The sequence below is a fragment of the Paenibacillus liaoningensis genome (assembly GCF_059609455.1).
In genome coordinates this window covers 67,379-78,690 of record NZ_JCAALU010000015.1, presented here as the reverse complement: position 1 = coordinate 78,690, position 11,312 = coordinate 67,379, and the positions used below count along the sequence as shown (strand labels likewise).

Annotated in this window: 9 protein-coding genes; 1 reads left to right on the top strand and 8 read right to left on the bottom strand. The window is 53.1% G+C overall.

Annotation, left to right across the window (positions count from 1 at the left end; genetic code table 11):
• Positions 1-7: 7 nt before the first annotated feature.
• The 6 genes from AC6B99_RS23105 to AC6B99_RS23080 all read right to left on the bottom strand — a co-directional run bounded on the left by AC6B99_RS23105 (position 8) and on the right by AC6B99_RS23080 (position 6,706).
• Complete coding sequence (locus AC6B99_RS23105; RefSeq protein WP_056041233.1) at positions 8-1,363, bottom strand: LLM class flavin-dependent oxidoreductase; 1,356 nt, start codon at positions 1,361-1,363, stop codon at positions 8-10.
• A 26-nt stretch (positions 1,364-1,389) separates the two neighbouring features.
• Complete coding sequence (locus AC6B99_RS23100; protein ID WP_056041232.1) at positions 1,390-2,742, bottom strand: LLM class flavin-dependent oxidoreductase; 1,353 nt, start codon at positions 2,740-2,742, stop codon at positions 1,390-1,392.
• Positions 2,743-2,970: 228 nt separating this feature from the next.
• Positions 2,971-3,552, bottom strand: a complete 582-nt coding sequence (locus AC6B99_RS23095) for a nitroreductase family protein (RefSeq protein WP_056041230.1) — start codon at positions 3,550-3,552, stop codon at positions 2,971-2,973.
• A gap of 24 nt (positions 3,553-3,576) precedes the next feature.
• Complete coding sequence (locus AC6B99_RS23090; protein ID WP_056041229.1) at positions 3,577-4,587, bottom strand: FecCD family ABC transporter permease; 1,011 nt, start codon at positions 4,585-4,587, stop codon at positions 3,577-3,579.
• A complete protein-coding gene (locus tag AC6B99_RS23085) occupies positions 4,587-5,573 on the bottom strand; it encodes a FecCD family ABC transporter permease (RefSeq protein WP_056041227.1) in 987 nt (328 codons plus the stop codon). Before AC6B99_RS23085 ends, AC6B99_RS23090 begins: the two co-directional genes overlap by 1 nt.
• 104 nt (positions 5,574-5,677) lie before the next feature.
• Positions 5,678-6,706, bottom strand: coding sequence for an ABC transporter substrate-binding protein (locus AC6B99_RS23080; protein ID WP_494863192.1), 1,029 nt, complete (start codon positions 6,704-6,706; stop codon positions 5,678-5,680).
• Positions 6,707-6,967: 261 nt separating this feature from the next.
• Here AC6B99_RS23080 and AC6B99_RS23075 point away from each other — a divergent pair, with 261 nt between their 5' ends.
• The gene (locus AC6B99_RS23075) at positions 6,968-8,560 is read left to right on the top strand and encodes a helix-turn-helix domain-containing protein (protein WP_494879483.1); all 1,593 of its coding nucleotides are present in this window, start codon (positions 6,968-6,970) and stop codon (positions 8,558-8,560) included.
• 67 nt (positions 8,561-8,627) lie between these two features.
• On the opposite strand, the gene AC6B99_RS23070 is transcribed toward AC6B99_RS23075, so the two are convergent.
• Both AC6B99_RS23070 and AC6B99_RS23065 read right to left on the bottom strand, forming a co-directional pair.
• On the bottom strand, positions 8,628-9,971 hold the full coding sequence (locus AC6B99_RS23070; protein ID WP_496664331.1) for an MFS transporter: 1,344 nt from the start codon (positions 9,969-9,971) through the stop codon (positions 8,628-8,630).
• A complete protein-coding gene (locus AC6B99_RS23065) occupies positions 9,968-11,302 on the bottom strand; it encodes an LLM class flavin-dependent oxidoreductase (protein WP_496664330.1) in 1,335 nt (444 codons plus the stop codon). The genes AC6B99_RS23070 and AC6B99_RS23065 overlap by 4 nt, the downstream gene beginning before the upstream one ends.
• Positions 11,303-11,312: the final 10 nt, after the last annotated feature.

Here is an 11,312-nt window from a genome sequence, read left to right as displayed (position 1 = left end):
ATTGCCGTTATTTCTTGGCTGCCAATGGCCTCGTCTGCCCATAGATGCTGGCAGGGCGCTGCAGGCCATAATGCTCCCTTAAAGTGGTTCCTGTATATTCACTGCGAAAAATACCGCGGTTTTGCAGCTCCGGCACCACCTTGTCCACGAACAGCTCAAGGCCCTCCGGCAAATACGGAGGCATGACATTAAAGCCATCTGCCGCGCCGCCGCGCCACCATTTTTCCATTTCGTCGGCAATTTGCACCGGCGTGCCCACCATCGAATAATGCCCCCGCGAGGCGGCTGTTTTAACAATCAACTGGCGCATCGTCAGCTTTTCCCGGCGGGCAAGCTCCACATAAAGCTGGTAGCGCCCGCGGTGGCCATTCACTTCGCTTTGCTGCGCCAGAAAATCGACGGGTACCGGTTCATCCAGCTCGAACCCGGTCATATCGGTGCTGAACAAATTGGACAGGCGCAGCAGGCCATAATCAAATTGAATGTGGTCATGGAGCGCTGCCTCCCGGTCTCTAGCCTCAGCTTCCGTATCGCCGATAATTGGGCAAAAGCCCGGCAATATTTTCAGCTCATCTTGCTGCCTTCCATATTTCTTCATCCGCGATTTCAGATCCGAATAAAAGAGGCAGCCGTCCGCAAAGCTGTTTTGCGCCGTAAACACAACTTCCGCAGCATGCGCGGCAAATTCCTTGCCCGTCTCCGAAGCGCCGGCCTGTACCCGCACGGGCTGCCCTTGGGGGGGCCTCGGCAAATTCAGTGCGCCCCGCACCGAAAAATAGCTGCCTTCATGGCGTATCTCATGTATGCTTCCGGGATCGGCATAAATGCCGCTCGCCTTATCCTGCACAAGCGCATCATCCTCCCAGCTGTCCCACAGCCGCTGCACCACTTCCAAAAACTCGGCAGCGCGCTTATAGCGCTCCCCATGCTCCGGAAGCTTCTCATCAGCAAAGTTGTGGGCAGTTGCATCATTGGTTGACGTCACAATGTTCCAAGCGGCACGGCCACCGCTAATAAAATCAAGCGAAGCAAACTGCCGCGCTACATGATATGGATGGCTATAAGTCGTAGAGGCCGTACCGATTAATCCAATCCGACTAGTCAGCATAGCAAGCGCAGAAAGCAGCGTAAACGGCTCCAAGCTTTGCAGTACCTTGTAGCGAATAGTCGGGGGCAGCGCATACGAATCAGCCAAAAATAAGGAATCCAGCTTGCCGCGCTCCGCCGTTTGCAGCAGCTTGACGTAATAGCTTGCATTCGTTACATCCTGCGGGCGGCTGCCCGGCAGCCGCCAAGCGGCCTCATGATGGCCGTTGCCCATAAGAAACACATTCAGGTGAAGCTGCCTGTCGGTCGCCTTCATTCTTTCCTCCCCTTCCACTTGCCCATCTATTGGGCGGAAATGACCGACTGCCTGGACGAGGAACGCTCTGGCCGCTCCAGCCCGTAATGCTCCCTCAGCGTCGTGCCTTCATAATCGGTACGGAACAAGCCGCGATTTTGCAGCTCGGGAATTACCTTCAAGGCAAATTCCTCAAGCCCGCTTGGGAAATAGGGAGGCATCAAATTAAAGCCATCGGCTGCCCCCTGCTCAATCCAGCGCTCCATCTCGTCGGCAATTTCAATCGGCGTGCCAGACATTGAATAATGCCCGCGCGACGTTGCTGTCCGCAAAATAAGCTGACGGATCGTCAGGTTTTCCCGCTGCGCCAGCTCCAGATACAGCTGATGCCGCGCTTTTTGCGAATTGATTTCATGATTTTTCGCCAGCTCTGCGAATGGCAGCGGACCATCCAGCGGATAACCCCGCAAATCCATCTTGAGCAAATTAGATAAACGGTACACCCCGTATTCCGGCTGGGTCAGCTCGTTCAGCTCGCGCTCCTTCTCCTTCGCCTCCGCCGATGTATCGCCAATGACAGGACAAAAGCCTGGCAAAATTTTAATCTGCTCTGGCGAGCGGCCATATTTCGCCATCCGCCCTTTCACATCCGCATAGAAGCTCCGTCCATCCTCAAGCGTATTTTGTGCGGTAAAAACAGCCTCCGCCATACGAGAGGCAAACTCTCTGCCGGTATCCGATGCTCCCGCTTGCACCAGCACGGGATGTCCTTGAGGCGACCTTGGCAAATTCAGCGGGCCCTTCACATGGAAATAGCGGCCGACATGGTTGATTTCATGCAGCTTGTCTGGGTCCACATAAAGTCCCTGCTCCTTATCGGCAACGACCGCGTCCTCCTCCCAGCTGTCCCACAGCCCTTTCGCCACCTCCATAAACTCGCCAGCCCGCTCATAACGGTCGGTATGCTCCGGCAGCGGAGCAGCGCCAAAGTTGAAGGCCGTCGCATTGCCCGTCGAGGTGACAATGTTAAAGCCCGCCCGCCCCCGGCTAATATGATCCAGCGAATTAAATTTGCGGGCTACATGAAAGGGCTCGTTATAAGTTGTAGAAGCCGTTCCGATCAACCCGATGCGGCTTGTCGCGATCGCCAGCGCCGACAGCAGCGTGAACGGCTCCAGCGCCTGCTGCACCAAAAACTGCATCGTCGGCGGCAGACCGTAGGAATCGGCGAGAAATAGCGAATCCAGCTTGCCGTCTTCGGCAATTTTCGCCAATTTTATATAATAGTCGATATCCGTCACCCCATTCGGGTCGCTGCCCGGATGGCGCCATGACGCTTCGTGATGACCTGTATTGCGCAGAAACAAGTTCAAATGCATTTTCTTTTTGCCATAACTCATCTTCTACCACTCCTCAAAAGGATATAGGGTCACCCTGGAACAGGATGGCGACTCTGCGTTCTGAAATTGATAACGATTTTCATTTACGATTTTATCGAAATACTTAAAGTTAATCCATGTACATTTTTGCCCTATTTTTCTAAATTAAAATTATTAAAAAACTCTTAGAATCATTAGATTCCAAGAGTCATTGAATTTAATACAAATTTAAACAACAATTAGCATTAATTATTTGTTAACAATTGTAAGAAGCTCTCGTGCTGATGTGCGTGGAGCGGCATTGGGAATAACCCGCGGATAGCCAATGTGGAGCACGGCGACAATTTTCTCACCCGGCCGCACGCCCACCCCAGACTCATCGCGAAATTTAGGATTATACATATAAGGATTCGACTTCCACACCATGCCAATTCCCTGCTCCCATGCAGCAAGCTGAAGATTTTGAATGAGACAGCATACGGCCGAAAAATCCTCATCCCACTGCTTTTGACGGGGATCCTCCTTCAGCACGACCATTAAATGCAGCGGGGTATGCATGTATTCCTTCATCCGGTGCTCGCCATATTTCGCCAGCTCCTCCGGCGAGAAGGTAGAAAGCACCGCATCGGCGAAAATTTTGCGCCCCTCCCCTTCATATACGATAAAACGCCAAGGCTCGCGCAAATTGTGATTAGGGGCCCAGACGGCGACATCGAGCAGCTCCGTCAGCGTCTCCACGGATACAGCATCATCCTTGAAAACCCTCACCGTACGCCTTTCCTTTATGATTTGCGATACCGTATTCGGCAAAGCGGACCTGTCCGTATGCATCGTTATCTCCTCCTTTATGTCCTGTTAGGGACGATTGCGATTGCGGTACAGCAAATAAATTAAATAAGGCGCTCCGATAGCTGTCGTTATAATGCCTGTAGGAATTTCAATAGGCGGCAGCAGCGCACGTCCCAGCAGGTCGGCAGACATCACGATTAAGCCGCCAACTAAAGCCGATACGCTCAGCAATCTGCGGCTCGTCTGGCCAACCAATTGCCTCGCAATATGCGGTCCCATCAAACCAATAAATCCAATCGTTCCGGCCATCGCGACAGAAGCGCCTGCCAAGCTTACGCTAATGAGCAATAAAAGGCCGCGTGAACGCTCGACCGCGCTGCCAAGCCCGATCGATAGCTCATCGCCAAGCTTCAAAATGTCCAAAGTCCGCGACATAAGAAGCGCTGCCGGAAACAACACGAGCAGCCATGGAAGCAGCGGCCAAAAATGATCCCACGTTCTGCCATATGTGCTTCCCATCAGCCAGATCATCGCCTGCTTGATGTTTTGAACGTGACGCGTCGTCATCCAAAAGGTAATATACGCGTGTGAGGCCGCGCCCACCCCCACACCGACAAGCAGCAGCCGCATCGGAGCTGCGCCACGGCGCCAAGCGAGAAAATAGGTAAGCGCAGCAGCACCCAGCGCCCCGCTAAACGCAATAAAGGGCAGCAGCGCAATCGGCACTGACGGCAGTGCGATAATGGCGGTAACGGCCATAAGAGCAGCACCACCGTTAATGCCAATGACGCCTGGAGCGGCTAGCGGATTGCGGGTAATCCCTTGCAAAATCGCGCCCGAAAGCGCCAGACCGCAGCCGACCAAAAAAGCTACCAGCGACCTTGGAAACCGCAGCTGATTGACAACAAACTCATATTCAGGCTCGCCGATGCCAATGACTGTTTTCCATGCCTGAGATAGCGGAACAGGGTATTCGCCGATCATAATGCTCATGGAGAGCACGATAAAATTAGCAGCAATAAGGACAACAATAACGGGCCACAAACGGGCAGATGCGGATAAAGTGAAACGGGACATTATCGTTTCTCCCTCCTTTGGGCCAAATAAATGAGGAAGGGAGCGCCTGCCATCGCCGTCACTACACCTGCCGGAAGCTCCTGATAGGGAAAAATAAAGCGGGCGGCGATATCCGCCAGCAGCAGCAAGCCTGCTCCAAACAGCGCAGAATAAGGGATGATCCAGCGATAGTCCAGTCCGACCATAAACCTGACGATATGCGGTACCGCAAGGCCAATGAAGCCGATTGGCCCAGCAATAGCCACAGAGCCTCCCATAAGGCACATGACAATGAACAGGGACGCCGTTTTCATTAGCCCGACTTTCAGCCCCAGCCCATGGGCAACCTCATCACCTAGACTCAGCAAATTAATTTGCCGGCTGAGCGCCAGAGCCCCTGCTATCCCGACCATCATGTACGGCAGCACGCGTACGAACATTTCCATACTGCCGCCGGTTAATGAACCCGCCATCCAGAAGCGCATTTCATCCAGCGACTCCTCGCTGAAAATTAGAATGCCTTGCACCATGGAAGCAAGCAGCATATTGATAGTGGCACCAGCCAAAATCAGCTTAATGGACGTCAGGCCTCCCCTACCCAGCGAGCCAAGCATAAATACGACGAGACAGGCAAGCCCAGCCCCGAGCAGTGCCGCCCACATATGGATGAGCGAAGACGTAAAGCCAAATACAAACATAGAAATGACGAGCAGCAGCGCCGCTCCATAGTTGCTTCCGAGCATCTCGGGGCCCGCCAGCGGATTGCGGCTAATCGCCTGCATAATGCTTCCCGCCATGCCGAGCGATGCACCGACCATCATCGCCATTAGGGCGCGCGGAACCCGGACCGAACGAATGATCAGATGCTCCCTTGAGCCGTCAAAAGAAGTAAAAGCTTCGATGACCGTATGAAGCGGAACCATTGATTTTCCTACAGCAATGCTGGCAGCAAGGCCTAAGATGACAAATACAAAACCGAGCACAATGCCCGTAAGCCGAATGTTCAAATCTGTTCCTCCCTAAAAGCGTGGCAGCAGAGCGCCCAGCTCTGCCTGAACAGGGACACTCTGCCTACTCACCACGCTTCTACTACACTAAACGCTAGCGCTAGTTACGCTTTGACTAAGAACTTAGCCAAATCATCAATCATGATATTGACGGCCTGTATGCCATGTCCGCTCAGCCAAACCTCCCAGCTAGCTACGTAGACGCGATCATTTTTCACACCTTCAAGCGTATTCCACAGCGGATTGCTTTTAATTTTTTGTTCAAAATAGTCCTGCTCGCTTTCGCGTCCGAACAAAATGATGGCATCGCCATCCAGATCGGCAATTTGCTCCTCTGTCGCATTAAAGTTAAAATCGTCATCCCCGCTTTGTACAGCTGGACGCTTAATGCCAGCACGCTCTACTACACCTCCAGTAAACGAAGGCTTCAAATAAACGGAAACGCGGTCTTTCCTTGGACGAAGCAGCGAAACCTCCGTCGTATTCAAGCTGTCGCCAAGCTTCGCATGAAGATCTGCGATATGCGCATCCAGCTGCTCAATCAGCTTCTTGCCCTCTGCTTCTTTGCCAACTATAGCTGCATGCAAAGCCAGGTTCGCCTCCCATTGTGCGCCGCCTACCTCAGTAAATACGGTTGGCGCAATTTGCGATAGCTGCTCATAGATGGCCTCCTGCGTATCTTTAATGCCTATTATGACATCGGGCTTCAACGAGGCAATCGTCTCCAAGCTTGGCTGCTCTACCGTTCCGATATTCGCAATGCCTTCTGTTCCCGTCAAATAGGTCGCAAAACCGTCATCTACAGAAATAATCGATGGCGCGCCAACCGGCTTCACGCCAAGTGCGAGCATATTATCGAGTGCGCCATTATCCAATACGACAACCTTCTGCGGATTAGGCGCAACGACTGTTTCTCCCATCGCATGCTTGAAAGTACGGTTTTCTGTCGATTCTGCTGCATTTGCTTCAGCGGTTGGCTGCTCACTTTCTACCGCAGCTGGGCTAGAGCTGTTCTGCCCTGACGATGCACCGCCAGATCCATTTGCCGCAGCTCCGCAGCCTGATACGACGAGCATCAGCAGCAGCACCAGTACCGCGCGCGCCTGCCAATTGATTTGTAACTTGAATAACATTGAAAAACCCTCCCTGTATGTATCTTTGGCCCATAACGACCTTTTTTATGAGAACTATTCTCAACGAGAATCATAAAACGTTTCGCTCTTTTTGTACATCGAACTTTTTGTCCGATTCCATATAAAATTTTATCATTTATCGAATGGCAGCCGATAGCCTATTTTCATAATTGACTATGATAATGATTTTCATTTACAATAAACAAGACCGCTTGCAGCGATGGATGCCTCTTACCAGACTAATAGACTGGAGACGCCAAAATGAAACGTACAATGGTTTTTTTATCTTCCATTTATAAATACAGCAAGCCCGCTCACGCTGCTATTCAGCGGACAGCACCCGCTCCGATGCTCGTCTTTCTTACCCGAGGCTCCGGCCTCCTCGCTATTAACGGGCATGAGCGAAAGCTTGAAGCGCTTGAGCCGCTTCTGCTGCTTCCCGGCATGTCCATACGCTTCCAATCAGATCGGGGAGATTTTGAATATTATGTGCTGATTCTGGATGCGGTTGGTGTTGCCAAACAGCGTGACAACCGAAAGGTGCAGCTTCCCGAGCTGCCGGCCGAGCTGTTTAACAGCGGCATCAAGCTGCGCAGCCAGCAGCAAACCTCCGAGAGGATCATACGTCTATTTGAGACAGCCTCGCAAGTTGACAAGTTTGAAAGCAAGCCTGAACGCGAGCTGATGATGCAGCTGCAATTTCAGGAGCTTTACAGCACGGTTCTGCTTGAGCTGCTGGAGCTTAATCGCATTCCAACGTCTGAGAAGGGCATGCAGGAGAGCATCAGCTACCTCCATAAACATCTTCATGAAAAAATCAATCTGGAGCAGCTTGCCAGCATCGCCATGCTGACACCAACCTCCTACTCCCGCAAGTTTAAGCAGATAATGGGCGTCACTCCCTTTGAATATTTAGCGGATCTTCGCGTCAAGGAAGCAAAGGCCCAGCTCTCGCTGAATGGGGCATCTGTCAGAAGCGTCTCCGAGCGCGTCGGCTTTGGCAGCGAGTTTTATTTCAGCCGGGTATTTAAAGCATCGGTTGGCATTTCTCCCAATCTTTATATGAAGCGCCATCAATTAAAAATCGCGGTCGTCGCCTGCTCCAGCTTTGACGACAGCTTGCGCTCGCTCGGCATTTTTCCGATTGCCAACATGAACTGCTTCCGTTATCCCGGAATGGGAGAAGCCGAGCATCTGGGCAAAGTGACCCGTCATTTGCAGACGCTGATGCAGCTCAAGCCCGACTTAATTCTTATCGATCGCTATCATCATGAATATGAGGAGCCGCTTAAACAAATTGCGTCCACTGCATGTTTGGAGCATCATGCCGACTGGCGTATCGCCTTGCATAAAATTGCAGAAATGATCGGCTGCGAGCGAACCGAGCAGGCGATGCTCAGCGAGCTGGCGCAGCAAACCGACGATGCCCGCAAGCTGCTCGGCCGCTCCGTCGGCAGCGGAAGTCTGACATTAATGCGGGTTACGCATAACGCCGTCCGCATTCAAGGAGCGCCAGACCATCCGCTCAATGAGCTGCTGTTCACCGAGCTTGGACTGACGGCGGGCAGCTCTTCTCCCGCCATTGACCACAAAGTCGAAATGCAGCCGGAGCAGCTCAGCGGCCTGTCCATTCAATCCGATTATTTGTTCGTTCAGAAGCTGCATCATGGACCGAGCAGCGACCAAATATTGCAGCGGATGCAGAGCAGCCCCTTCTGGAAAAAGCATGAGGCTGTCCAGAGCGGCCGCGTGCGCTTCATCCCGAATTGGTATGCCATGTGCTGGACGCCGATCGGCCGCAAAACGATTATGGATTCGCTGCTCCTTTATACGAACGGCCAGCAGCATGGTTAATTTTTCACCACGGATGAAAAAATCCCGCTTTCAACAAAAAGAAGCCTATGCGGCCGCGGTATCGCGGCTACATAGGCTTTTTGAATGTTTCGCCCGCAGATCGGGGCGTAGTAGCGTTATTTTCAGCAATGGCAATCGTGTCAGAAAGAGTTTCGGGATTTGCTCTAGAGTCGCTTTTGGACTTGCTCCCGCTTCCAAGCATTTTGTAGCTCCAGCCAGCATTAAGCAGCATGAGAAAAGCCGACATGAGAAATACGCCCCTTATGCCCACGTAGCCATAAGCTGCCCCAGAAACGATAGGCCCAAGAACAGCCCCCAGGCTGACTGCGCTCGTATCAAAGCTGTATGCCCGCGTCTCCATCCCCTTCGGCACATACTGCTTAATGAGCGTCCGCACCGTCGGAATGAGCCCGCCAATGAACATGCCCAGCAGAAACCGCAGCAGCAGCAGCTGCCAATAATAAGCGACAAAATAATGCAGCAGTACGATTAGGCAAGCGCCGAGCATCGAGTAGCTTAATATGAGGTGCGGGCCTGTGCGGTCGGAGCGCCTGCCCAGCAGCGGTGCAAAAATCATATTGGACACACCCGTTATCGAGCTGACCAGCCCAACATATAAAGCCAGCATGCCAGCCTCGCCATGCAGCTCCTTGACGAACAGCGGAATAAACGGCAGTGATCCGGTCAGTGCAAATTGAATCATGACGCTGACCGCCAGCAGCGCGGGAATTTGCCGGACCCTACATAGCACGAGAAAGCCGCCGATCGTGGAAACATTTTGCTCGGAGCGCTGATCGGCTTTCACAAAATGATCCTTCACGATGATAGCAGTTAACAATGCCGCCATAAACATCACCGTACCCGTTATGAAAAAAACGCTCCGCAGCCCAAGCCATTCCGCCAGCAAGCCGCCAATAAGCGGCCCCATGACCGTGCCGGAAATATTGCCGGAATGGAGCGTGCCCATCGCAAAGCCCATTCGGCTGCTTGGCGTATTCGTCGATACGATAGCCGTTGCCGAAGGTGAAAATCCAGCAAAAGCGCCATTGAGCAGACGAAGCAGCAGAAGCTGCCATGGCGCCTCAGCGAAGCCCATCATAGCAATGACAACAGCCATGCCGAAGCCTGCGCGCAGCAGCATCATTTTTCTCCCATAGCGGTCGGCTATTCTTCCCCAGATCGGCTGGCAAATGAATAAGGTCACATAATGGGCAGCGAATATCGCCCCCGCCCAAAACCCTGCTTCACTGACCGAGCTCACGCCCAAATCCTCAAGAAACAGCGGGAGAAATGGGATGACCATCGTCGCGCTGCCCGTAACGAGAAAATTGCCCAGCCATAAAATGGTGAGATTCAGCCGCCAGTTAACCGCTGCTTTGTCCGCTCCTGCCGGCGCCCCTTTCCCCTTCACGCGTGAACGCCAGACCGAGCCGCGGCGCTGCGGCCGTAATGCTCCCGCAGCGTGCTGCCAGTATAATCGGAACGGAACAGGCCGCGATTTTGCAGCTCAGGAATGACCTTGTCTACAAAGTCATCCAGCCCCGACGGCAGCGAAGGCGGCATTAAATTAAAGCCATCGGCTGCTCCTGCGACTGCCCAGCGCTCCATCGCATCAGCTATTTGTATCGGCGTGCCCGCCATAGAGAAATGGCCTCGTGAAGAAGCGGTGCGCATCATCAGCTGGCGAATGCTGAGCTTTTCCTGCTGCGCCATTTCAATAAACATTTGATGCCGGCCCTTCTGCGAATTGATTTGCTCGGTTTGCGGCAGGTCGGCATAGGGCAGCGGACCATCCAAAGGATAGGCTGACAGGTCTATGCCAAATAAATTAGACAGCCTATATAACCCATAATCTATTTGCACCAGCTCATGCAGCTCCTGCTCCTTTTCCTTCGCCTCTGCTTCCGTATCGCCAATGATGGCGCAGAAGCCCGGCAAAATGCAAAGGCTATCCGTGCTGCGGCCGTATTTCGCCATTCTCGATTTCAAATCGCTGTAAAAGTCGCGCCCGCCCTGCAGCGTGTTTTGTGCCGTAAATACAGCCTCCGCCGCCATCGCGGCAAATTCCTTACCCGTATCCGAAGCGCCTGCCTGCACAAGCAGCGGGTACCCCTGCGGCATGCGTGGAAGGTTCAGCGGACCGCGAACCGCATAATGCTCTCCCTTATGATCGATCCGCTTGATCCGTTCAGGATTCGCATATACGCCGGACTGCTTGTCGATGATGAGCGCACCATCCTCCCAGCTGTCCCACAGCGATTTGACAACCTGCAAAAATTCCTCGGCCCGACGATAGCGCATCGAATGCTCAGGAAGCTGTTCGTCGCGGAAGTTGAAAGCCGTCGTATTGCCGGTAGAGGTCACAATATTCCAGCCCGCCCGGCCTCCGCTGATGAGATCCAGGGAGGCGAATTTGCGGGCAATGTGATACGGCTCATTATAAGTGGTCGAGGCGGTGCCAATGAGCCCGATATGCTTCGTTGCCATCGCAAGCGCGGACAGCAGCGTAAACGGCTCCAGCCCTTGAAGCACCTTGTATTGAATCGTAGGCGGCAGGCCATAAGAGTCGGCGAGAAAAATCGAATCCAGCTTGCCCCGCTCCGCAGTCTGCGCCAGCTTTACATAATAATGCACATCGACTGCTCTCTCCGGCGTACTGTCGGGATGCCGCCATGAAGCCTCATGATGGCCGGTGCTCATCAGAAATAAATTCAGATGCAGCTGCTTTTTCGTCTGGGTCATCGTTCTCAGC

What these genes read in the sequence shown, in the direction of transcription:
- AC6B99_RS23090 (WP_056041229.1), bottom strand. Translation starts at nt 4,587, where the DNA reads ATGTCCCGTTTCACTTTATCCGCATCTGCCCGTTTGTGGCCCGTTATT.
- AC6B99_RS23100 (WP_056041232.1), bottom strand. Translation starts at nt 2,742, where the DNA reads ATGAGTTATGGCAAAAAGAAAATGCATTTGAACTTGTTTCTGCGCAAT.
- AC6B99_RS23105 (WP_056041233.1), bottom strand. Translation starts at nt 1,363, where the DNA reads ATGAAGGCGACCGACAGGCAGCTTCACCTGAATGTGTTTCTTATGGGC.
- AC6B99_RS23095 (WP_056041230.1), bottom strand. Translation starts at nt 3,552, where the DNA reads ATGCATACGGACAGGTCCGCTTTGCCGAATACGGTATCGCAAATCATA.
- AC6B99_RS23065 (WP_496664330.1), bottom strand. Translation starts at nt 11,302, where the DNA reads ATGACCCAGACGAAAAAGCAGCTGCATCTGAATTTATTTCTGATGAGC.
- AC6B99_RS23080 (WP_494863192.1), bottom strand. Translation starts at nt 6,706, where the DNA reads ATGTTATTCAAGTTACAAATCAATTGGCAGGCGCGCGCGGTACTGGTG.
- AC6B99_RS23075 (WP_494879483.1), top strand. Translation starts at nt 6,968, where the DNA reads ATGAAACGTACAATGGTTTTTTTATCTTCCATTTATAAATACAGCAAG.